Genomic DNA, 21,193 nt, shown 5'->3' with positions numbered 1-21,193 from the left:
CCCTACGCTGACTGCGCCTGGGCGTCCCTGGCTGCGAAATCCGCAAGGACACCCTCGCAACTGCGGATCACCACCCGGCACGTTTCAACAGCGGACCTGGCCGTCAGCGGGCTTTCAGCAACCCTGCGCCACCGCGCCAGGCAGCGCCGCGCCTCAGCGGCCAGCACGTCCGGACCGGAGTCAGGCGCCATGCCGAGCCGCAGGGATGCCGCCGCGCCGCGGCCGCCAATGAGCCGTTCAGCTTCCGCCGCCAGTTCGGGGGCCAGGTCCACTCCGGCAGTGCGCAGGGCCGCCAGCAGCCGGAGTTCGCGGAACTCATGCGCGTTGGCCTGGACGCGCTCCAGGGACGCCGCCAACTCTTGCGTTCCCTCGCGGGGGCGGCTGTCCAGGAGGTTCCCCACCGCCACCAGCACGGTCCTGGCCTTCAACGCTTCCGCCCGCGCCTGGAACTGCCGGTCCAGCACCTCCAACAGCGGATCCAGGCCGCTGCGCCGGGCCAGCTCATGGGCCAGGGGCGTTGGCTCGGGGTAGCCATTGCGGATAAGGACCACGGCCAGCCGGATACCGAAAAGCCCATAGCGCTCCAGCAGTGAGGACCGTGCCTCTTCCGTCAGTGCCACGGGTTCCCTGGACCGGCGGAACCTGTCGGCGGACAGCAACATCCGTTCGCGCGCGGCCCGGTCCAGGGTGGCCAGCAACTGGAGGGCTTCAAAGTCCGGCTGGCGCAGGGTGCGGGCACTTTGGGCCAGGAGTCCGGCCACCGGGACAACGCCGAGTGCCAGCTTCCGGAGGTTGGGGTCCCGGCTGTACCTTTCCGCGATGCTGCCGGTGGACAACAGGGAGTCGATCCGTCCGGCTCCCACCTCGTCGGCACGGGACAGCACCGCGATGGCGTTGACCGTACCCGAGCGGCCCGCCGCGGTGTCGCGGAAGGATTCCAGGAACCTCAGATCGGACGCGTGCATGTGGCGCATCAGGTAGATGACGGCATCAGCTTCCGACGCCGAATCCTCCGGAGTCAGGAAACGTATGGACCGTGCGGACACGTCCTGGGACACGGAAGCGATGCCGGGGGTGTCGATCAGCGTCATGGCCTGCAGGGCCGGCGCAGGCCATTCGACGTCGAGCCGTTCCACTTCCTCCGCCTCGACGCCGTCGAGGGCGAAGACCAGGCGCCCGTCCACGCGTTTCAACGGCAGGTTCCGGGGCTCCCCAGTGACGGGGTGGAGCGTGATGCGGGGAGTGTGGCCGTGCCGGTACCAGGTGACGATCCGCGTGCATTCGCCGGTGTCCGTCGGCGCGATCTCCTCACCAATGATGGCGTTTAGGAGCGTGGACTTTCCTGCCTTCACCATGCCGGCAATGGCAATCCGCAATGGCTCGGCAAGCCGCCGCGCGTAGCCGCGCAGCGCTTCGGCAGCCTGGGTGTCGTCGCCGTAGACCTCCAGTGCTTCCCGGATCAGTCCGGATGCCCCGGCCGTGGTGGACGGCGTCATCCAACGCCCGCCCCGGCACGGGTCCCGGCGGCCATGACCTCCGCGGCCACGGCTTCCGCGGCCCGGTGCAGCGCATCCACTTTTTTGAGTTCGGCCCTGATCTCCCGGATCCGCCCTTCCCTCTCCTCGGCATACGATTTGGCGGCCTTCTGGGCCGCGGCCACCGAATCCGACAATGACCTGTGGTACTCGTCCGCGATGTCGGTGAAGTGGTCCCGGATGGTCCGCTGGACCAGGCGCAGCCTGTCCTTGAGCTGCTTTCCCACCTGGAACGTCACGTCGTCGAGCTGGCGCCTCACCAGCGCCTTGGCCTCGCCCTGGCGCCGCTTGAGCCGCGTTTCCTTGTCCTCCCGGTAGGCCTTGCGCCCCAGCAGCAGTCCGGCGCCCACCGACAGGGGATTTATCAGGGCCATCCCGAAAATACCTGTGAGGAGGCCAAACATCAGAACGCCGCCATAGGAGCCGCGCATGCCGATCAGGACTTTCTGGATTGGGTTGACCCGGCCCGGGTCCAGTTCCGCCATCTGGTCGACCGGATCCAGCGCGTCCCCTGAATCGGCAACGTGCAGGACGGGCAGCGATACTTCGTCGGCAGCGAAATGTTCCGCCACCTGCGCCGCCAGCCACTGCGACCGCTCGCTGGTCCAGACAAAGGTGTCCGACACCGCCGCGGCGGCGCAATCTTCGAGCCACTGGGAAAATTCCGTCCAGACCGGCCCGGGATCGCCCTGGTCGATGGCCGACTCGGCTTCCCGTTGGATCCGGCGCAGGCGGTCCCGGAGGTCGTATTCCATGTCGGCAATGAGGTCGTTGATGCCGTCGCTGAGGGTCAGCTGCCAGCGCGCAGACCGTTTCCGCATGTCGTCCGCCTCTGTTTTCGCCTGCTCAAGGTCCGCGAGCATCTGCGGCGTACCCGCAGGGTTCTCCAGGGCCTCAAGCTCGGACTGCAGGGACAGCCGCAGGTTGTCCGTCACGGACAGCAGGTCCTGGCTGACGGAGCGGCGCTGGATGCGCTGCGCCTTGCCCACCACATCGTTGCGCAGATGGGCCACCAGGCCGGGAAAGCCCGATTCCGCGTTGAGCTCGCTGTCCTGGAGCCGGGAGGCCTCAAGGCGGAGGTCCGCGGAGACGGGAAACAGGGGAATGTCCGGTGCCACCTGGTCCAGGTGTGTCCTGTCCAGTTCCCCTACGCGGCGCCAGTCCGGGTAGAGGTCCGTCTTGGAAAGGACGGCTGCAACGCTGGGCGTAATCCGCATGGCCTGGCGCAGGAACCGCAGTTCCGGTTCCGTGTATTCCTGGGAGGCGTCCGAGACCAGCAGCATGGCATCCGCGGTGGGAAGGGCGGTAAGGGTGGTGAGGGTGTGGGTGGAGCCCATGCCGCCCACCCCAGGGGAATCGATGATGGTGAGCCCACCGGTGAGGATCCGTCGGGGCAGGCAGACCTCCGCGGCCGCAAGCTTCAGGCTGTTTCCCGGATTGCCCTGCTCCGAGACGAGGGCCGGCAGTTCTGCCAGGTCGACGGGCCGGCGCTCAACGTTTCCTTCCCGGCCGTCGGCGGCAGCCTCCCCGGGCGCCTTTTCAGCTGCCGGGACCAGCACGGCGGCCGAGGCCGGTTCACCATAGCGGACGATGGTGGGAACCGAGGTGGCAATATCGTCATCCACCGGGCACACCGGCGCGTTCACCAGGGCATTGATGAGCTTGCTCTTCCCCTGTTTGAACTCCCCCACCACAATCACCCGGATGCTGGGATCCTGCAGCCGTGCCATGGCCTGCTCCAGCCTCCTGCGCAGGTCCGCACGCTCCCCGCCGCCCACCAGCTGCAGGCCCTCGTCAACAAGCCTCACCAGCTGGCCGGCCGTCATGGGCCCCGCTGCCCTTGCCGGTCCTGCTTCTGCCACAGCGTGCCCCTCGTTCCAGTGCGGAAAATGTGTCCAGTGCGCCTTCGGTAATACGGGAAGAGCCCGGCAGAAGGTGGGATGCCTCCTGCCGGGCGGTTCGCCTCCCGGAAACAGCGTGTTACAGGACGGTGGAGTCGTCAACCACTGAATCGTCGATGGTGGTGTGGTAGTCCTGGTCGATATCGGTGTGGCTGGAATTGTCCTCCGTGAAATCGAACTGGTTGTCTGCCACCACCACGTTGTCCTCCACGATGCTCGTGGCCGAATTGTCCTGGAAGGAGTCCTCCACGTTGACATCCACTGTGCTGGCGGTGGAGTTGTCCTGGTTGAACGAATCTTCCAGCGTCGTGGTGCTGGAGCTGTCCTGATTGAAGGAGTCCTCCACCTCCACCGAGGCCTGGGTGGAGTTGTCGGAATTGTCGTTGAACGAGTCGCGGACATCGAGGTCAGTATCGGTGCTGACGGAGTGGTCCGAATGGTCCGAGTAGTCGGAGTTGTCCGAGTTGTCGTTGAAGGAGTCGTCAACATCCAGGCCGACGTCGGTGTTGAAGGAGTCCGAGATGTCAGTCTCCTCATTGCCGATGCCGACGTCCCCGCCGGCGTGGATGGAGTTGTCCGTGGAGTTATCCGTGGAGTTATCGGTGTTGTAGGAATCCCTGATGTTGTTCGAGTCCCTGAGATCGGCGTCATCGCCGGCGGCGACGGCCCGGTCCCCGGTGGCCACCACGGCGTCGTTGTCGAACCACTGCTCCACGTCTCCGTGCGCCCAGATGTTCTGGTTGACGGACTGGTCGGTCATGGTGTCCCGGTCGTCAACCGTGGTGGTGCTGGTGGTGTAGGAGAAGTGGTTTATCACGTTGTGCAGTTGCTGTACTGCGTGGGCGTGGTCGTCCTGGTCGTAGTTCGGGATGCCATGTACCATTCCTTGGCTTCCGGCGTGGATGGCTGTTGCGCCCCCCACAGAACCCGCTGACACAGAGCCAGCCGACGCACCTGCGCCCGCCCATGCGCTGCTGCCGCCTGTGTTGTATTCGCGTTCGAACGACGAGGCGTTGACGGTGATGGGAGCGTAGTCGAGGACAACAGGCATTGCAGCGTCAACGTCGGCCAAGCACACGTTGCCCAGGCCGTGTTCGGCCAGCGTCTTCTCCGGGTTGTCCAGGAACGCCTGGATTGCCTTGCGGCTGTTAAAGAGGTGCATCAGGAATTGAACAAGGTCGTTTGCGAGTGTTGGCATATGAGTGGTCCTCACATCTTCGTCGAGTTGCGGATCATCCGGCGGAACGTGTCTGGCTGCTTCAAAACTAGGTTCGCTGCCGGAGACTGGGCATCGGGCGCATTCCCCCTACCGGTGGAAGCCGTACCGGGGTGCTCCCGGGTCCGCGGCTAGGGGCATTAGGGACTACTCCTGTTGCGGGTTCATGTGCTGGGAATTCTCAACGCCCAAGGCCACCCGTAAACGGGCCAGCAGGTCAGACCGGTTTTCGGCGCCCAGGCGGCGGCGTATCCGGGCAATGTGGTGTTCTGCCGTCCTGGGCGAGATGTAGATGGCCTCACCGATTTCCCGGTAGGTTTTGCCCTCAAGCACCAGCCTGGCAACTTCCTTTTCCCGCTCACTCAGTCCGGAGCCGTCCGGCTGGTGCGCCCTGCCGCCGTTGTCGGCGGGGGTTCCTGCCTGGATGGCGGCCCCTGACGCGGCACCGGCCGGGTTGCCCTGCGGGTGGAGGTCCCGGGCGCAGGACAGCAGGCGCATCATGTCCCGCCGCTCGTCAGCACGTGCGGCAGCGTGGCCGGCCAGCCTTGCACCCTCCCAGGGCATTCCTACAGCGCCCAGCAGCCGGGCCGCGCCCTCCACGTCGGCAGTACGGAAGCGGCCGGCGAGCACCGAAACCCAGGCCTTTCCCGCGGTGGCCAAGACTGCGGCAAGCTGGCTGTGGACGGAGGCCCGGGCCAGTGCAGTGGCATGCGGAGCAAGATCGGCGGGGCTTTCATTCAGCAGTGCGGCCTGGACGCCGGCCCAGTGCAGGGGAACGGCCCACAGCGCGGGTTCGTCCAGGCGCCCCAGCAGCTTCCAGGCTTCTTCCAGGTAGTGCGCCACGCGCCGCGTTTCGCGCAGGCGGGCAGCAGCAATCAGCATTTCCCCCCACGGCAGGAGGTTGTAGAGGTCCACCGAGGTATGGAGCATGGCCTCGCGGGCCCGCTCCCACGCCCTGAGGAGCTCCGGCACGTCACCGTTCCGCCGGGCTAGCCCCACCTCAAGTGCAGCGCACATGAACTCGTCGCGCGGGACCAGCGGCCAATGGTTGGCCTTGGCGGCTTCCGTGGCGGCAAGCCGGGCATCCTCGAGTTTGTCCTGCATCATCTCCGCCCAGGCCTGCAGCAGCAGGAGCCTGGGTTGTGCGGCATTGCCTCCCTGCCCGGCAGCGGCCGCTGCCCGGCAGACGGTTTCCGCCAGGTGCGGCTCACCGGTGTGCAGGGCCAGCAGGGCTGCCAGCGCAGCCGGCGTTTCCGGCAGCGGAAGCGATATGCCTGCCGAGTTCAGCATGTCCGAGGCATGGATCAGCACGGAGATGCCCTGTTGTGGTTTCTCCCCCAGGGATGCGAAGACCCCCTGCCCCGTCTGGACCAGCGTGGCGGCAAGCAGGGTGGGGGAAGCTGCCGGCGCGGCGGGCTGGAAGAACGCCTCCGCCCCAGACCGGTCTCCGACTCCTATCAGGACAACGGCGGCGAGGGGCGCTGATACGCCCACACGCTCGGGGCCCAACCAGTTGTAAACATCGGCCCCGCGGGCCAGCATGCCCCTTTGCGCCCAAACGGAGGCGGCCACATCCGCACCCCGGCGCACATCCCGCGGGTCGGCGCTGACCAGGAGGGTGTCAATGATGCGCGCAGCCGCATCAAGCTCACCATCACCGGCCGCCGCCTGCGCGCGGCGGGCTGCCGTCGCTACCGGATCGGCGCCCGCCAGGAGGGCCTCCTCGTAAAGCTGCGACGCGAGCCGGGGGTTATGCTCCAACGCACTGTCCGCGGCCAGCTCCAGTTCAGCAGCCACCCGGGGGTCGGTGAGCCCGCCGCGGGCAAGCTCGCGGGCGAGATTACCCAACCGCTGTCCGGCGGCCGTGTAGACGCCCACGAGCTCACGCTGCAGCGCGTGCACCTTGGCAATAGGTGTGGCAGCCAGCAGTGCGTGTTGCGCCGTCCCCACCACGGTGCCGTCCGGCCCAAGCAGTCCCGCGGCCTCGGCCCGGTCCACCAGGACATCGAGGTCCTCCGCCCCGCCGCTGCCGAACTTTTGCTGCAGGTCCGCAGGCAGCGGCCCCGGCAAGGCGAAGCCCACCGAGAGCGCCAGCAGCAGTTCCCGCACCACGGCGTTGGCACCCTTCAGCTGCTTGGCCATCTGCTCGGCAGCGTGCAGCGGGTGCCCTTGGTGGTCCGGTCCCGTAGACGCCGCCCCGGGTTGTTCCTCCCGTTGGAATTGTCCGTCCTGAAGCTGCCCGTCCATCTCAGGCCCCCGGAGCGGCGGTCGTGGCCGTTTCAACGGCGGCTGCGGCGGACGTGGTTTCGGGTTCAAGCGGTGTTACTTGCGGCGCTGGGCTGCCGGTAGCTTCCACGGCCACCTCCGTTGGTGTCATCGAGGGATCCGGGGCAGTTGTGGCACTTGGGCTCTCTGTCTGCGTGGGCTGGCTGGTGTCGTCCTGTGTAGGCGATTCAGTTGCCGTGGGCGAATCAGTCGCCGCAGGAGTCGTCGGGTCAGCCGTCCCGGAGTCGGTGGGCGTTGGGGTGCCTTCACTCTGTGTGGGGTCGGCGGAACCGCCTGCCTGCGGGGTGTCGGAAGCGGGCGTGGGAACTACCGTAACGGCCTCGGGGGCAACGCCTGACCCGCCCGTTGTCCCCCCGGAGCCGGCGAGCGCATCGGGGGCTGCCGCCGCTGCCACGACGGGTCCGTCGGCAATCGCGCTGCTTCCAGCCGCCGGCACGTCGTTGCCGGCCGCCTGCCCGCCGGGGGGCGTGGCAGATGCTTCCAGTCCGGTCCCTGGAGCAAGGGGTTTCCTGGCGCTGGCCTCGATGCCCGCGAGTGGTTGGGCCACCGCGGCCGGGGTTGCTGACTCCCCTGCACCGGCGGCGTCCGAACCGCCCGCATCGGTGCCGGCGGAGCCTCCCGTGGTACTGGCACCGGCCTGCGGCACGAACATGGCAGTCAGGCTTCCGAAACCGTCCGGGCTTTGCGCGGCCGTTGCCGTGAGGACCGTCAGGACCGCAGCAGCCGCGGCCACGGCGGTCACGCGGACGGTGGGCTTCGGAGCGTGCGCGCCCCGCGCCCCGCGCCGGGCACCGCGGACGGCGACGGGCCCTGCCGGGGCGCCTGCCGCCGTCGTATATTTCCGCGACCAACTGGGCCTGCCCGGGCCGGTTGGAGCGGGCGGCACGTCGGAGGGTACGACGGCGGCCGGCGCCTCCCGGGCGTCCGCTTCAGTTTCTGCCGGGTCAGCTGCTGCCGCCACTGCGGCCGTGTGGGCGAGGACGGCTGCCACTGCCGCCCCCAGGCAGATGGAGGACTTGGGATCGGCATCCACAGCGATAGGCCGGTCCAGCTCCTCCGACACCACCTGGGCCACCAGGGGGATCCGGGACGATCCCCCGATCAACAGCACCGTGGACAAGTCTGCCGGTACCAGGTGGAGCTGGGCCAGGGAGTGCTCCAGCGCCTCCACTGTTTCCCGTACGGGCTCTTCGATCAGCGCCTCGAATTCTGAACGGACCAGCCGGATCTGCTGCTGGATGCCGGGCAGGAGCACCGGAATGGTGGATTCGCTGTCCGCGGAGAGTGCTTCCTTGGCCTCGACGCATTCGCGGCGGAGCCGGGTGAGGGCCCCCAGCACCGCCGGGTCACCAGTGTCCAGATCGTCCAGGGCGTTCCCGGTGTGCGCAGCCACGTACCGGAACACTGCGGCATCAAAGTCGGCGCCGCCCAGGTCCTCGATGCCCTCCGGGTGCCCCAGGAGCTCAAAGCGGCTGCTGCCGCACTTCCTCAGCACGGCGGTGTCGAACGTGCCGCCGCCGAGGTCGTACACGGCGATGGTGCTGCCTTCCTCCACGCGCACCTGGGAGGCGTAATGCAGGGCTGCGGCCTCGGGTTCGGGAAGGAGCGTGACGTTCTCCAGGCCATGCGCGGCGAGGGCGTCGCGGACGACGGAAAGCCGGTGGTTGCCCCAGGCTGCGGGGTGGGTCAGGAAAATGGCCGACGCCGGGCCCCCCTCACGCTCGGTGGCCCGGTCCGCCACCCAGCGGGCAACGGTGGCATAGACGTCCTCCGGCCGCAGGACCAGGGTGCCCAGGACGAAGGGTACGTCGTCGCCAATCCGGCGCTTGAATTCCCGGACCACGCGTTCCGGAGAGTCCAGTCCTCGGCGTTCTGCCGCCTCCCCCACCAGGACCGCGCCTTCCTCCGGGTAGTACACCACGGAGGGCACAGACGCTCCACGCGTGCCCAGGGGCAGGCATTCGGGCACGGCGTTGGGACCTTGGTTAAAGCGCACCACGGCAGCTGCCGTGAAACTGGTCCCGACGTCAACGGCGAGAGCGTAGCTCATTGGGGTACCTCGAAAGGCTGGTGGTCCACCTGCAAGCTTCATCACAGGGAACGTCACCAACGTAGCATTTCCGAAGGACCGGGGAACACCCCTGTTGCTACATCGAATGGTTATTTATCGGACCGTTGCCGTCTCTCGACTGCGCCCCCGGTTTTAGGACCCGGAAACCCCCGTTTTAGGGGCCGAAAGGCCCTTGTTTAAAGGCCGGAGTAGGAGTGGAGTCCGTTGAAGAACTGGTTGACGATGGTGAAGTTGAAGATCACGCAAAGGTAGCCCACGATCGACAGCCAGGCGGCCCGTGTTCCGGTCCAGCCGCGGGTGGCCCGGGCGTGCAGGTAGCCGGCGTAGACAACCCAGATCACGAAGGTCCAGACCTCCTTGGTGTCCCACCCCCAGAACCGGCCCCAGGCCTTTTCTGCCCAGATGGCACCGAACATGAGGGTGAAGGTCCAGCCGATGAAGGCGATGGCGTTGATGCGGTAGGACAGGTTTTCCAGGCTCAGCGCGGAGGGCACCAGGCGCATGAAGCCGAGCTTGTCGGCACCGCCGGCGGCCACGGTCTTCTGCCGGTGGGTCTGCACCAGCTGCAGTGCGGACATCGCGAAGGTCAGGGTGAACAGCGCCGAGGAGAGCACGGCGATGGAAACGTGGATGACCAGCCAGTAGCTCTGCAGGGCGGGAACCAGGTGTCCCACGGGGGTCCAGAACGCCACCGAGGCAGCCACCAGCATGATGATCACCAGGCCCACCACGAAGGTGCCCAGGAAGCGGAGGTCGCGGCGAATCAGCGAGAGCAGGAACACGGCCGCCACCAGGAAGGCGCCGGTTGTGAGGAATTCGTACATGTTGCCCCACGGCACCCGGCCTGCGCCCAGGGCCCTGGTGACCACGCCGGCGCCGTGGATGACGACAGCAAGGGTGGTCACGGCCACCGCAACACGCGCCGGAACCCGGCGCTCGGCGGCGTACTTCATGTCGCCGTCGGCAGTCATGAAGCCTCCGGTTCCTGCACCGCTGGCTTTGGCGGCGGACGACGACGGGCGCTCGGCCCGTCCGGCCGGCCCGTCCAGTCGGGCCTCAACACCGCGGGATCCTTCGCGCGCCCCTGCTCCGGCAGCAACGCCGGCGGTTACGGGGACCTTGGCGCCAGCACCGGCCTGCGCGGCCTTGAGGTCCACAGCGCGCAGCGCCTTGCTGCTCTTGGCCAGGTCCCAGGCGAAGGCGATGAAGGCCACCGTGTAGGTACCCGCCGCCAGCAGCATGAAGAGTTCGCTGTACTGGCCCATGGTTTCATTGATTCCAAATGGCATTACTGGTCCTTTTCGGGCCCGGTGGGGCCTGCTGGGGTGGTGACGGAGCCTGCGGCATTAGCGGCGGAGCCTGCGACATTATCGCCCCGCCGGCTGGGAGTTTGCTGGGACTGGCCCGTGTCTTCGGTGTCTTCCGGCAACTGCCACTCGGCGGAAAACAGTTTCCGGAGCGCTGCCGCCTCGCCCGCGAGGCGGTGATCCTCGCCGCGGGCCAGGAGTCCGTATTCCACCATGGTGCGGCCGTCCGCGGCGGTGCCCGTCCGTACCCAGACGCGCCGGCGATTGACGTAGAGCGAGAGGATCAGGCCGGCCACGGCCAGCAAAGCGAAGACCAGGGCGTAGACCTGCCCGGGGTTGTGGTGGATGTCCACGCCGATGTACCGCTTCACGCCGTCGAAACTGATGGTGCCCTTGCCGTCCGGCAGTGTGAAGGTGGAGCCGGGTGCCAGCGTGATGCCGCCGGCCGCGAGGTTCCTGGCGTTGAGCGGCGTCAGGTTCTTGACATCCAGTTCGAAGACGTTCTGCGGGGCACCGGTGTTCAGGCCCAGGTCCCCGTAGTAGGAGTTCAGGGTCAGCTGGGGGTTGAACAGTTCGGGGTCGGCACTGAACGAAACGTTCTTGTCCGTCACGAACGCGGTGGGGAGGAAGAAGCCCACGAACCCCAGCTGGTCCGGCTGGGCGTCCGGAACCTTGATCACCACGGACGAGTAGTAGTTATCGCCCTGCAGCTTGGCCACCACCGGGCCCTGCATGGCCACGTTGCCGGCGCCGTCCCGTACGGTCACCACCGGTGCGTAGCCGTTGCCGGTGAGGTAGATGCTGGTGCCGCCCAGGGTCACGGGATCGTTGACCTTCAGGATTTCCTGCTTGGCTGGAGCGTCCGGGTTTTCCTTGGTGGTCACCGTGGCGGCGAAGTCGATGGGCTGGCCGAACTTGCCCCTGGATTCGCGGTCGAACGTGATGTTGAACTTGTCCAGCTGAAGCGAGTACGGCTGCAGCTGGCTGGACTGGAAGTTGGTGCCCGGGTTGAACTGGTCGTAGCCCACCAGGGTGTTCACGAACGTGTCGCCTTCCACCAGGATGCGCTGGCCGCTGTAGCCGAACAGGCCGCCTGCGGCCACGGCCACCAGCACGCCGATGAGCGAGGTGTGGAAGACGAGGTTGCCCACTTCCTTCAGGAAGCCGCGCTCGGCCCCCAGGGACGGGCGGTTGCCGTCGGCGTCCCTGACCTCCACCCGGTAGCCGCGCTTCCGCAGCAGTCCGGCCGCACTGTTGATGGCCTCCGACGCCGGGATGCCGGTGCGGGCGGGAATCACCAGGGTGCCGTATTCCGGCAGCCGGGACAGGCGCTGCGGCGTCCGTGGCGGCTGGGAGCGCATGGCCTTGTAGTGGGCGATGGCACGCGGCACCACGCAGCCGATCAGCGAGATGAACAGCAGGAGGTAGATCGCCGAGAACCAGGCCGAGGAGTAGACGTCATAGAGCTGCAGGGAGTCCAGCAGCTTGCCGTAGTCCGGATGGTCCTTGATGTACTGGGTCACCACGGCCGGGTTGGCGGGCCGCTGCGGGAACAGGGATCCGGGGACGGCGGCGACGGCGAGGAGCAGCAGCAGGAACAGCGCGGTGCGCATGCTGGTCAGCTGGGTCCAGGCCCACCGCAGCATGCCCTTGGGGCCCAGGGCCGGAAGGGCGGCCTGGGCTTTTGCCTCCGCTACGGGGGCGGATTGCTTCTTCTTTACGTTCACACGCTCGCTCATCAGATCGGCAACTTCACGTCGGTTTGGAACCAGTACTGCAGCCCGGTTACCCAGGCTCCCCATACGCCGGTGGCCATCAGCAGGCCCAGCACCACCAGGATTCCGCCGCCGGTCCGCTGGATGGCAAGGCGGTGCTTGCGGAAGAACGCCATGACGCCCATTCCGCGGCGCAGGGCCAGCGCGATCAACAGGAACGGAATGCCCAGTCCCAGGCTGTAGACGAATGCCAGGAAGGCGCCCTTGGCGGCCGAGGAGCCGCCGGAAAGGCTGAGGAGCTGCACGGCCGAGTAGGTGGGGCCGATGCACGGCGCCCAGCCCAGGCCGAAGGTCAGGCCCAGCAGCGGTGCTCCCCAGAGCCCGGCGGGCGGCTTGGCGTGGATCTTTGCGTCCCGCTGGAGCCAGCTGAAGCCGCCCATGAAGACAATGCCCATGATGATCACCAGGACCCCCAGGAGCTGGGTGATCCAGGCATTCTGGCTGCCGGTAATGAGGGTGCCCAACTGGCCGAATGCGCCGCCCAGCAGGACGAAGATCACCGAGAATCCCAGGACGAAGAGCCCGATCCCGGCCAGCATCCGGCCGCGCTTCTGCTTTTGCAGGTCCACGCCGCTCAGGCCCGTGACGTAACCCAGGTAGCCAGGAACCAGGGGAAGGACGCAGGGGGAAAGGAAGGAGACCAGTCCGGCAAGCAGTGCCACCGGAATGGCCAGCAGGATGGAGCCGCTGAGGATGGCTTCGGCGAAGGGGCTGTTCATGGTCCCGGCCCGCCCTACTCGGCCACGGCGGCGGTGATGAGGGCTTTCAGGGTGCCCTTCTCGATCTCGCCGAGGACGCGCGAGGCCACCCGTCCCTGCTTGTCCAGGACCAGGGTGGTGGGCACGGCGCCGGGCGGTACCAGGCCGGACACGGACAGCAGGACGCTTCCGTCCTTGTCGTCAAAGCTCGGGTAGGTCAGGTTGAAGGTCTTTTCGAACGCCTCCGCCGTGGGTTTCTCGTCCCGGAGGTTGACGCCGAAGAACTGCACGCCCTGGTCCTTGAACTCCTGGTGCAGCGCTTCCAGGAGGGGAGCTTCCACGCGGCACGGCGCGCAGGCGGCGAACCAGAAATTCAGGACGCTCACCTTGCCCTGGAAGTCGGCCGGGGTTACCGCAGTGCCGTTGAAAAGCGCACCCTGGATCTGCACGGCTTCCTTGCGGTCCCCGGCGGCGAACTCTGTCACGGAGCCGTCGCCGGCCACATAGTTCTTGTTGTCCCCCGCCTTGGCCTGCTTGGCCAGCGCATCCTCCTGGGCACAGCCGGAGAGGCCCAGGGTCAGTGCGGTCAGGGCCATGCCGCCGGCGGCGAGCATGCTGCGGCGGGAGGGGAGGTTGTTGTTGCTCACTTCTAGGCTCCAGGGGTGCTGGCGGCACCGGGAAGAAGGGACGCCGCGGGTTCGCTGTACTCGACCCGCAAAAGCGAGCCGTCGTCGTCGAACACCAGGGACGTGACGGACGTCAGGGTGCACTCGCGCTTGCGTGGGTCGTGCCACAGGGGCCGGCCTTCGGCGCTGAGCCGGGCAGCCCAGATCGGCAGTTGGTGGCTCACCAGGATCGCCTCGGGGCCGTGGGCACCGAAGTCGCCGGCAGCAAGCTCGATGGCCCGCAGCCGGGCGTCCTGCGCCGCGGCCGCCACCCTCGCGGCCTGCTCCTTGTACGGTTCGCCCCAGGAGGGGCGCAGCGGGTTGACCAGGTGCGGCCAGTGCCTGGGCCGGCGGAGTTCGGCCTTGGTGACCTTCATGCCCTCAAAGTAGTTTTCCGCTTCGATGATCCGCTCGTCGGTGTGGATCTGCAGCTGCAGGGCCTCCGACGTCGGCCGTGCCGTTTCCTGCGCGCGGTCCAGTGGTGAGGCGGCCAGGTAGGTGATGCGGGCGCCGCGTTCGGCGCGCTGCCGGAAGTATTCGGCGAGCGTCCGGGCCATCTCCTGCCCCAGTTCGGAGAGGTGGAATTCGGGAAGCCGTCCATAGAGAACGCCCTCGGGGTTATGGACCTCGCCGTGGCGGAGCAGATGGACAGTGGCTTGGGGCATGTTTACCAGTTTCTCAAAGATGGCGTGCGATCCGAAATCTCGGGCCGCTCCTTCTACAAAGAGTAGAACTTAAGTTTTTGAAGAAATGTTCCGTGGACGGGAACAAAACATGCAAATGCATGTTTATACTGGATGCAGCAAGTTAGTTGAGGCTTCAACAGATGAAGGTTCAACGGCAGGACCTCAGTACATACACCTTTACAAGGAGCAACATCATGGCACTTCCCGCAGACGTCACCACCGGCACCTGGACCCTGGACAACTCCCACAGCGAGATCGGCTTCACTGTCCGGCACGCCGGCATCAGCAAGGTCCGCGGCCAGTTCAAAGAGGCCGCCGCCACGCTGGACCTGGGCCAGGATGTGGCTGAGTCCAGGATCAACGCCACCATCCAGACCGCCAGCTTCGACTCCGGCGACGCCAACCGCGACGGCCACGTCAAGGGCGAGGACTTCTTCGATGTGGAGAAGTTTCCCGAGATCTCCTTCGTATCCAACGGCCTGGTGGCCAAGGGCAACAGCTACGAGCTCACCGGCGACCTGACCATCAAGGGTGTCACCCGCCCGGTGACCCTGGAAACCGAATTCAACGGTGTTGCCGTTGATCCGTTCGGCAACACCCGCGCCGGCGTCTCCGCCGAGACCACCATCAGCCGCAAGGACTTCGGCCTCACCTGGAACGCCGTCCTGGAAGCCGGCGGCGTGCTGGTCAGCGACAAGGTTGCCATCAACCTTGAACTCGCCTTCATCGCCCCCGCAGCGTAGTTCCGCCCGCCAGGGCACAACCCCGGCGCCAGGCCTCCCCGGCCTGGCGCCGGGGTTCCCTGTTTAACGGCAACCACCTGCGCCAATACCCGCTGAATCACCCACAACGCCGCCCGCCGGGGGTACGGTGGACTTAAGCCATGCTGGGGGAAGGCAGAGGACTGATTCCCGGCAGCCTACCCGGATCCCGACCTGCAGAAGGAACGCCATGAGTACTCCTCCCGTCCCGCCCCCGTCGCCCCAAGACCCCAGCAACGACCAGCCGGGGCATGAACAGGCCGGCAGCCCCCAGTCCGGAGACCAGCAGCAGCCCCGCTACGGGCAGAATGCGCCGCAGTATGGCCAGAACGCCCCGCAATATGGGCAGAACGCGCCCCAGTACGGCCAGAACCAGCCGCCGGCAGCGCCGCAGTACGGCCAAAACCAGCCCCAGTACGGCCAGAATGCGCCGCAGGCCCCGGGCTACGGCCAGAACCCGCCGCAGTATGGCGCCCAGTTCGGGCAGAATGCACCCCAGTACGGCCAGCCGCCCTACGGGCAGTCCCCCTACGGCCAGTACCCGTCGGAGCAGCCGCAGCCGGCCGGAGGCAACGGCGTCCCGCAGCTGGTGAACATCTCGTTCTGGCTGTTGATCGCGTCGGCAGTGATCTTCGTGATCTCCCTGCTGACCGGGCTGACGCAGCTGGATGATCCGGTGTTCCGGCGGACATTCGAGGACCAGATGGCGGCCGGAGGCGCCAGTGGAGTCACCTATGACGACATTAAGGGGGTCATCGCCGGCACCCTGGTGGTGTTCGCGATCATTGGCGTGGCCCTCTACCTGCTGGTGGCCTTCTTCGTCCGAAAGGGCAAGAACTGGGCCCGCATCCTGGGAACGGTCTTCGCTGCACTGTCCGTCTTCGGACTCTTTGGTCCCCCCAGCTTTGCCACCATCGGAACGCTCCTGGGAATTGCGGCCATCGTGCTGCTCTACCTTCCGGCAGCCGCCCCGTACTTCCGGAAGCAGCAGCCTTTCGCCAACCCCTATTCGGGCGGCTTCGGCAACCCCTACGGGCGGTAGCCACTCCGCCCGCTGACACTGCACGCGGCCCGGGATGCATCATTCGCATCCCGGGCCACCTGCTTTAACGGGTCCGCCAAGACTTGGGCCGGGGGAAAACTTCCAGGGAAACCCTAGGCCGTCTGCCCGGGCGTCTGGGCCCGCTGGGCGTGGTAGGCCAGGATCTGGAGTTCAGTGGCCATGTCCACCTTGCGAAGATTGACCCCTTCGGGAACCTGCAGCATCACGGGTGCAAAGCTCAGCACGCTGCGCACGCCTGCCGCCACCACACGGTCGCAAACGCCCTGCGCGACGGCCGCGGGAAGGGCCAGGACCACCATGTTGGCCCCGGTGCGGTGCAGGACGGTCTCCAGGTCTGCCACGTCGCTGACGCGCAGCCATCCCACCTCGTTGCCCACCACCATCTGGTCGGCGTCGAAGATGGCCACCACATCGAACCCGCGCGACTCAAAGCCGCCGTAGCGTGCCAGCGCCTTGCCCAAGTTGCCGGCGCCCACAATGGCCACTTTCCAGTCGTGGGTCAGTCCGAGCGCGGCGGCGATGTGGCGGCTGAGGTACTGCACCTCATAACCGACGCCCCTGGTGCCATAGGACCCCACATGGGAGAGGTCCTTGCGGAGGGTTGAAGAACTGACGCCGGAGGCTTCTGCCAGGGATTCGGAGGAAACGCGCTCCACGCCCTCGGACAGCAATGTGTTCAGGGCACGGAGGTAGATGGTGAGCCGGGCCACGGCGGCAGGAGGTATCTGCTTGGTCAATGCGCCCGTGGCATCCGGAAGGTCCGGGACAGACTGGGGCGAAGAACCCAGGGATGTCACCCGCACCTCCCTTGCGTCGCGTTGTGAGTCCACTCTAGGTCCCTGCCGCTCATGCCTTCAAAACCAGGACCATCAGAAACTGCCGCCACTGCCCTACCGGCCCATGGCGCGCTGCAGCACGCGTGCCAGCCGGACCTCGTCGATCTTCCAGAAGTCGCGCTGCACGCCGTCCACCAGGACCACCGGGATCTCTTCGGCGTAGCGCTCCCGCAGTTCAGGCTGGTTGTCCACCAGCTCTTCGCTCCAGGTAAGGCCCAATGAGGCAGTGACCCGGCCGACGGCGTCGCGCGCCTCCTCACAAAGGTGGCAGTCAGCTTTGGTGACCAGGACGACGCGGGGTGTAGCCATGGCTTAACGGTATCGCCGTTCCCGGCGTGAGGCTGACGCCGACGGCGGCGGGCCAGTGGATTGACTAGACTCAACTCCATGCCCCAGGAGAAATACGTCGCCGTAGTCACACGGCCGGTTGCTGCGCCGCAGCCCGGCGAGGCGGCGTTCTTCGATGTGGACAACACCCTGATGCGGGGTGCCAGCCTGTTCCATGTGGCCCGCAAGATGCACCAGCGGGGAGCCTTCACCCTGAGGCAGGCGGCGGGTATGGCCTGGAAGCAGTTCAAGTTTGTGGCCCGCGGCGAGAACATGGACGATGTCCATGCCGTCCGGGACTCGGCCCTGACCCTGGCCGTAGGCATCAGTGTGGATGACATCAAGGCGCTGGGCGAAGAAGTCTATGACGAGATGATCGCGTCCCGGATCTGGCCCGGCACCAAAGCGCTGGCGCAACAGCACCTGAGGGTGGGCCGCCGCGTCTGGCTGGTGACAGCCACCCCCATCGAAGTGGCCACCGTAATCTCCACCCGGCTGGGACTGACCGGAGCCCTGGGGACCGTGGGGGAGGTCTCGGACGGCCTGTACACCGGGCGGCTGGTGGGAGACATCCTGCACGGCTCGGCCAAGGCCGTGGCCGTGCAGGCCATCGCCGATGATGAGGGCCTGGACCTCAAGCGCTGCTGGGCCTACAGCGACTCCTACAACGACGTCCCGCTGCTGTCGCTGGTGGGCCATCCGGTGGCCATAAATCCGGACGCCAGGCTGCGACGCCACGCCCGCGACCGCAACTGGCCGGTTTACGATTTCCGCGCAGGCCGCCGTGCCGCGACATTGGGACTCAAGGCGGCCACCTTCGGCGGGGCCATCTACGGCCTCTGGAAGGGCTTCGCCCGCATCCGCGGCCCGCGGGCATAATTCTTACCTCTTGCCGGGTTAAACGAAATGCCCGCCGCCTTGGAAGGCGACGGGCATTTCCACGCTGCTTGAAGTATCGCTACTTCTTGTTGCGGCGCTGGTGACGGGTCTTGCGAAGCAGCTTGCGGTGCTTCTTCTTGGCCATACGCTTGCGACGCTTCTTAATAACTGAACCCACGAAAGTTCCTTACAAACTAGATGCAGTACCTGTCTGATGGAGAATGTCCGTGGACAAAGCTACGAACTGAACAACTGACAGATTCTTACAATGACGTAAAACGTTCCTTAACAGGGTACCGCTTATCGGGAGCCGCTCAGGACAGGCAGTCTCAGGCGGTTTCGGTGTGGCCTTCCACGACAGCACCCCTGAGGTACTGTTCGACGGCGTTTTCGGGGACCCGGTAGGAGCGGCCGAAGCGCACCGCCGGCATTTCGCCGGAGTGGACCAGCCGGTAAACAGTCATTTTGGAGACCCGCATGACCTCGGCTACTTCAGCCACGGTCAGGAACTTCGCGTTGGAGAAGTTCTGTTCTGCCGACATTTCCCTATTTTCCTTTGCTGACGGATGGACAACAGTGACCCCAGGTACGTGCCAATGCGGTGTTACGATGCTGAGCCATCCACCAACCACCTAAAAAGATACTCTAGATGTTCATGTGGCAGATGTGAAAGTAGTGCTTCCCCTATTTCAGCCCCTAATCTGACTGCCGCCGCTTCCGTGCCGATGCCGCCAGCTGCTCAAGGACGGACGCGGAAACGTCCCAGTCCATGCACGCATCCGTGACGCTTTGCCCGTACACCAGCTCCGCGCGTCCGGCCGCGTGCTCGGCAACATCCAGGTTTTGCGCGCCGCCCACCAGGAAGCTTTCCAGCATCACGCCGGCCACGGACCGCGCGGCAGCCCCGCCCTGCTCCAGCTGCGCGCCAATCTCCAGGGCCACCTCAGCCTGCCGGTGGTGGCTCTTGCCGCTGTTGGCATGGCTGGCATCCACGATCAGCCGCGGGTTCAGCCCCTTGCCTGCCAGTTCACCGGAGGCGCGTTCCACATCGGCCGCTGAGTAGTTGGGTCCCTTGCGGCCGCCGCGCAGTATCACGTGGGTGTCCGGGTTTCCAGCCGTTGCCACCAGCGCAGCCCGGCCGTCGCCGTCGATCCCCAGGAAGGCCTGCGCCGCCGCCGCGGCACCGCATGCATCGATGGCCACCTGGAGGCCGCCGTCGGTCCCGTTCTTGAAGCCGATGGGCATGGACAGCCCGGAGGCGAGCTGCCGGTGGATCTGGCTCTCGGTGGTGCGGGCACCGATGGCACCCCACGAGATCAGGTCCGCCATGTACTGGGGGCTGATCGGTTCGAGGAACTCCGTTGCCGTGGGGAGGCCCAGCGCGGTGACCTGCTGCAGGAACAGCCGGGCGGTGCGGAGGCCGGTGACCATGTCATGGGTGCCGTCCAGCCGTGGATCGTTGATCAGGCCCTTCCAGCCCACGGTGGTGCGCGGCTTTTCGAAGTACGTCCGCATGACGATCAGCAGGTCTTCCTTGTGCTTCTCCGCCTGGCTGACCAGCCGGCGGGCGTATTCCAGCCCTGCCTTGGGGTCGTGGATGGAGCAGGGACCCACGATGACCAGCAGGCGGTCGTCCACGCCGTCCATGATGGCGCGCACTTCGTCGCGGCCGCGTTCGACGACGGCAGCGGCCCGGGCGTCCAGCGGCAGTTCCGCGAGAAGGTCGGAAGGAGTGGGCAGCGGAGTGAACTCGCTGACGCGCAGGTTGGACGTGGACTTGGTGTCGCTGGCGCGCTGGTTTGAGGTGGTTTGTGCCGGTGCTGTTGCGGTGCTCATGTTCGGGTCCTGTTCCAGATGGGAAGCGGGCCCGGATTTCAGAACCCGCCGGAGAAACGGCGAAGGGCAGAGAATAATCTCTGCCCTGTTGGCTCTGAAGGAATGCTGGATGCGTGTCAGTTAGACGCGGGCCCCTCCAGAGCCAACGAAAAATACGCATACCAACGGTTAGTCATGGAAAAGACCATAAACCCGGGCCGCCGCGGGAGCAAAATCAGCTTCCGTCACATTCCATCCCGGGCTTGTTCGCGGATCCGGACGCACAAGGTGCGGATCCGCGAACAAGCTTAGGCTTTTCCGGCCCAGTGCCCGGGCTCAGCCGAGGAGTTTGCGGAGGTACTGGAGCTGCCGGATCCAGTGATGTTCCTGGCCGCCTTCATGGTTGTTGAACCGGTACACCTCGATCTCCTTGTCCGCCCCGCTGGCGGAGGAGGCGCCCGATCCGGAACCGTAGGCGTTGAAGCTGGCGAAAACGGTGGACGGCGGGCAGATGTCGTCCATCAGCGCCGCGGAGTACAGTGCCGGGGCGGTGGCGCGGCCGGCCAGGTTGACGCCGTCGAAGTAGTTGAGGACGGCAAGGGTGGACTCATAGCGGTCCCGGTGGCGTGCCAGGAACTGGGCAATCTCCGGGTACGGCCCGCGCGGGGTGATGTCGATGGCGCGGGGAAAGTCTTGGAGGAAGGGGACGTCGGGCAGCGCGGCGATGACGCCGTCGAGCCGTCCCGCGGTAAGCCCTGCCGTGGCCACCACCAGGCCGCCGCCCTGGCTGACTCCGGCCAGCACCACCTTGGACGGATCGACCGCGGGGTGGGCCTGGGCCGCCTCCACCGCCCGGAAGGCATCCACGTAGACCCGGCGGTAGTAGTACTCCTCCCGGGCCGCGATGCCCCGGGTCATCAGGCCTGCGTGCGCCACATCCCCCGCCGAGGGGTGGGGATCCGCGGTGTGGCCCAGGGTGCCGCCGTACCCCTGGCCGCGGGTGTCCATGATGAAGTGCGCGTACCCGGCCTGCGCCCAGCGCGTGTCCTGGTTGACCAGGCCGCGGCCACCGGAATAGCCGATGTAGTTCACCACCACCGGTAGCCGGGCCCCCTCGTCCCGGTTGGCGGGAAGGTGCAGCCAGCCCTTGACCGGTGCCCCGCCGAAGCCGGCGAACGTGACGTCGAAGGTGTCGATCAGTGCCAGGTAGTTCTCCACCGGCTCAAACGCGGGGTTCAACGGGAAGGCACGGGCCTCCGCCAGGGTGGCATCCCAGAACGCATCCAGGTCTTCCGGCGGGGTGACGTCGGAGGTGTAGCTGCGGAGCTGGGCCAGGGGTAGGTCGAAGAGGGGCATCGTTGTCCGTCCTGCT

At 66.6% G+C, this 21,193-nt stretch carries 19 protein-coding genes; 3 read left to right on the top strand and 16 right to left on the bottom strand.

What is annotated here, in order from left to right:
- Nucleotides 1–2 precede the first annotated feature (2 nt).
- The 10 genes from ACV095_RS03880 to ACV095_RS03835 form a co-directional block, all read right to left on the bottom strand.
- Nucleotides 3–1,496, bottom strand: coding sequence for a dynamin family protein (locus tag ACV095_RS03880; protein ID WP_478222938.1), 1,494 nt, complete (start codon nucleotides 1,494–1,496; stop codon nucleotides 3–5).
- Nucleotides 1,493–3,361: a dynamin family protein gene (locus tag ACV095_RS03875; protein ID WP_018768887.1), complete on the bottom strand. Its 1,869-nt coding sequence runs from the start codon at nucleotides 3,359–3,361 to the stop codon at nucleotides 1,493–1,495. Before ACV095_RS03875 ends, ACV095_RS03880 begins: the two co-directional genes overlap by 4 nt.
- A gap of 154 nt (nucleotides 3,362–3,515) precedes the next feature.
- A complete protein-coding gene (locus ACV095_RS03870) occupies nucleotides 3,516–4,634 on the bottom strand; it encodes an IniB N-terminal domain-containing protein (RefSeq protein ID WP_478222937.1) in 1,119 nt (372 codons plus the stop codon).
- 165 nt (nucleotides 4,635–4,799) lie between these two features.
- On the bottom strand, nucleotides 4,800–6,899 hold the full coding sequence (locus tag ACV095_RS03865) for a LuxR C-terminal-related transcriptional regulator (RefSeq protein ID WP_478222936.1): 2,100 nt from the start codon (nucleotides 6,897–6,899) through the stop codon (nucleotides 4,800–4,802).
- A gap of 1 nt (nucleotide 6,900) precedes the next feature.
- Entirely contained in the window at nucleotides 6,901–8,988 is a 2,088-nt protein-coding gene (locus ACV095_RS03860; RefSeq protein WP_478222935.1) for an Hsp70 family protein, read from the bottom strand.
- 197 nt (nucleotides 8,989–9,185) lie between these two features.
- Entirely contained in the window at nucleotides 9,186–10,298 is a 1,113-nt protein-coding gene (ccsB, locus tag ACV095_RS03855; RefSeq protein WP_478222934.1) for a c-type cytochrome biogenesis protein CcsB, read from the bottom strand.
- Nucleotides 10,298–12,055 (bottom strand): cytochrome c biogenesis protein ResB, encoded by a 1,758-nt coding sequence (resB, locus tag ACV095_RS03850; protein ID WP_478222933.1) that lies wholly within the window; start codon nucleotides 12,053–12,055, stop codon nucleotides 10,298–10,300. The genes ccsB and resB overlap by 1 nt, the downstream gene beginning before the upstream one ends.
- Complete coding sequence (locus tag ACV095_RS03845) at nucleotides 12,055–12,810, bottom strand: cytochrome c biogenesis CcdA family protein (RefSeq protein ID WP_018768893.1); 756 nt, start codon at nucleotides 12,808–12,810, stop codon at nucleotides 12,055–12,057. The genes resB and ACV095_RS03845 overlap by 1 nt, the downstream gene beginning before the upstream one ends.
- A 14-nt stretch (nucleotides 12,811–12,824) precedes the next feature.
- Nucleotides 12,825–13,403, bottom strand: a complete 579-nt coding sequence (locus ACV095_RS03840) for a TlpA family protein disulfide reductase (protein ID WP_056393113.1) — start codon at nucleotides 13,401–13,403, stop codon at nucleotides 12,825–12,827.
- A 35-nt stretch (nucleotides 13,404–13,438) separates the two neighbouring features.
- A complete protein-coding gene (locus ACV095_RS03835; RefSeq protein WP_142071195.1) occupies nucleotides 13,439–14,119 on the bottom strand; it encodes a histidine phosphatase family protein in 681 nt (226 codons plus the stop codon).
- A 215-nt stretch (nucleotides 14,120–14,334) separates the two neighbouring features.
- Between ACV095_RS03835 and ACV095_RS03830 the strand changes: the two genes are divergently transcribed.
- Together ACV095_RS03830 and ACV095_RS03825 are read left to right on the top strand one after the other, a co-directional pair.
- Nucleotides 14,335–14,883: a YceI family protein gene (locus tag ACV095_RS03830; RefSeq protein ID WP_018768897.1), complete on the top strand. Its 549-nt coding sequence runs from the start codon at nucleotides 14,335–14,337 to the stop codon at nucleotides 14,881–14,883.
- 208 nt (nucleotides 14,884–15,091) lie between these two features.
- Nucleotides 15,092–15,943 (top strand): hypothetical protein, encoded by an 852-nt coding sequence (locus tag ACV095_RS03825; RefSeq protein ID WP_018768898.1) that lies wholly within the window; start codon nucleotides 15,092–15,094, stop codon nucleotides 15,941–15,943.
- 113 nt (nucleotides 15,944–16,056) lie between these two features.
- On the opposite strand, the gene ACV095_RS03820 is transcribed toward ACV095_RS03825, so the two are convergent.
- Nucleotides 16,057–16,761, bottom strand: a complete 705-nt coding sequence (locus ACV095_RS03820; RefSeq protein ID WP_018768899.1) for a redox-sensing transcriptional repressor Rex — start codon at nucleotides 16,759–16,761, stop codon at nucleotides 16,057–16,059.
- A 93-nt stretch (nucleotides 16,762–16,854) separates the two neighbouring features.
- The gene (locus ACV095_RS03815) at nucleotides 16,855–17,109 is read right to left on the bottom strand and encodes a glutaredoxin family protein (protein ID WP_018768900.1); all 255 of its coding nucleotides are present in this window, start codon (nucleotides 17,107–17,109) and stop codon (nucleotides 16,855–16,857) included.
- A gap of 78 nt (nucleotides 17,110–17,187) precedes the next feature.
- Here ACV095_RS03815 and ACV095_RS03810 point away from each other — a divergent pair, with 78 nt between their 5' ends.
- Nucleotides 17,188–18,006 carry an HAD family hydrolase gene (locus tag ACV095_RS03810; protein WP_018768901.1) on the top strand — a complete coding sequence of 273 codons (819 nt, stop codon included), beginning with the start codon at nucleotides 17,188–17,190 and terminating at the stop codon, nucleotides 18,004–18,006.
- Nucleotides 18,007–18,085: 79 nt separating this feature from the next.
- On the opposite strand, the gene ACV095_RS03805 is transcribed toward ACV095_RS03810, so the two are convergent.
- The 4 genes from ACV095_RS03805 to ACV095_RS03790 form a co-directional block, all read right to left on the bottom strand.
- Complete coding sequence (locus ACV095_RS03805; RefSeq protein ID WP_003792170.1) at nucleotides 18,086–18,184, bottom strand: 30S ribosomal protein bS22; 99 nt, start codon at nucleotides 18,182–18,184, stop codon at nucleotides 18,086–18,088.
- Between the two features lie 151 nt (nucleotides 18,185–18,335).
- A complete protein-coding gene (locus ACV095_RS03800; RefSeq protein WP_018768902.1) occupies nucleotides 18,336–18,548 on the bottom strand; it encodes a helix-turn-helix domain-containing protein in 213 nt (70 codons plus the stop codon).
- Nucleotides 18,549–18,702: 154 nt separating this feature from the next.
- Nucleotides 18,703–19,842 (bottom strand): 3-deoxy-7-phosphoheptulonate synthase, encoded by a 1,140-nt coding sequence (locus tag ACV095_RS03795; protein ID WP_478222932.1) that lies wholly within the window; start codon nucleotides 19,840–19,842, stop codon nucleotides 18,703–18,705.
- Nucleotides 19,843–20,157: 315 nt separating this feature from the next.
- Nucleotides 20,158–21,177 (bottom strand): acetylxylan esterase, encoded by a 1,020-nt coding sequence (locus tag ACV095_RS03790; RefSeq protein WP_478222931.1) that lies wholly within the window; start codon nucleotides 21,175–21,177, stop codon nucleotides 20,158–20,160.
- Nucleotides 21,178–21,193 lie beyond the last annotated feature (16 nt).

The sequence above is a fragment of the Arthrobacter sp. JDC6 genome, from assembly GCF_056484025.1.
This window is presented reverse-complemented; position numbering and strand designations above follow the sequence as displayed.

Excerpts from the sequence above, each read along its gene's own strand:
- ACV095_RS03880 (WP_478222938.1), bottom strand. The coding sequence starts at position 1,496 with ATGACGCCGTCCACCACGGCCGGGGCATCCGGACTGATCCGGGAAGCA.
- ACV095_RS03875 (WP_018768887.1), bottom strand. The coding sequence starts at position 3,361 with ATGACGGCCGGCCAGCTGGTGAGGCTTGTTGACGAGGGCCTGCAGCTG.
- ACV095_RS03870 (WP_478222937.1), bottom strand. The coding sequence starts at position 4,634 with ATGCCAACACTCGCAAACGACCTTGTTCAATTCCTGATGCACCTCTTT.
- ACV095_RS03865 (WP_478222936.1), bottom strand. The coding sequence starts at position 6,899 with ATGGACGGGCAGCTTCAGGACGGACAATTCCAACGGGAGGAACAACCC.
- ACV095_RS03860 (WP_478222935.1), bottom strand. The coding sequence starts at position 8,988 with ATGAGCTACGCTCTCGCCGTTGACGTCGGGACCAGTTTCACGGCAGCT.
- ccsB (WP_478222934.1), bottom strand. The coding sequence starts at position 10,298 with ATGCCATTTGGAATCAATGAAACCATGGGCCAGTACAGCGAACTCTTC.
- resB (WP_478222933.1), bottom strand. The coding sequence starts at position 12,055 with ATGAGCGAGCGTGTGAACGTAAAGAAGAAGCAATCCGCCCCCGTAGCG.
- ACV095_RS03845 (WP_018768893.1), bottom strand. The coding sequence starts at position 12,810 with ATGAACAGCCCCTTCGCCGAAGCCATCCTCAGCGGCTCCATCCTGCTG.
- ACV095_RS03840 (WP_056393113.1), bottom strand. The coding sequence starts at position 13,403 with ATGCTCGCCGCCGGCGGCATGGCCCTGACCGCACTGACCCTGGGCCTC.
- ACV095_RS03835 (WP_142071195.1), bottom strand. The coding sequence starts at position 14,119 with ATGCCCCAAGCCACTGTCCATCTGCTCCGCCACGGCGAGGTCCATAAC.
- ACV095_RS03830 (WP_018768897.1), top strand. The coding sequence starts at position 14,335 with ATGGCACTTCCCGCAGACGTCACCACCGGCACCTGGACCCTGGACAAC.
- ACV095_RS03825 (WP_018768898.1), top strand. The coding sequence starts at position 15,092 with ATGAGTACTCCTCCCGTCCCGCCCCCGTCGCCCCAAGACCCCAGCAAC.
- ACV095_RS03815 (WP_018768900.1), bottom strand. The coding sequence starts at position 17,109 with ATGGCTACACCCCGCGTCGTCCTGGTCACCAAAGCTGACTGCCACCTT.
- ACV095_RS03810 (WP_018768901.1), top strand. The coding sequence starts at position 17,188 with ATGCCCCAGGAGAAATACGTCGCCGTAGTCACACGGCCGGTTGCTGCG.
- ACV095_RS03800 (WP_018768902.1), bottom strand. The coding sequence starts at position 18,548 with ATGTCGGCAGAACAGAACTTCTCCAACGCGAAGTTCCTGACCGTGGCT.
- ACV095_RS03795 (WP_478222932.1), bottom strand. The coding sequence starts at position 19,842 with ATGAGCACCGCAACAGCACCGGCACAAACCACCTCAAACCAGCGCGCC.
- ACV095_RS03790 (WP_478222931.1), bottom strand. The coding sequence starts at position 21,177 with ATGCCCCTCTTCGACCTACCCCTGGCCCAGCTCCGCAGCTACACCTCC.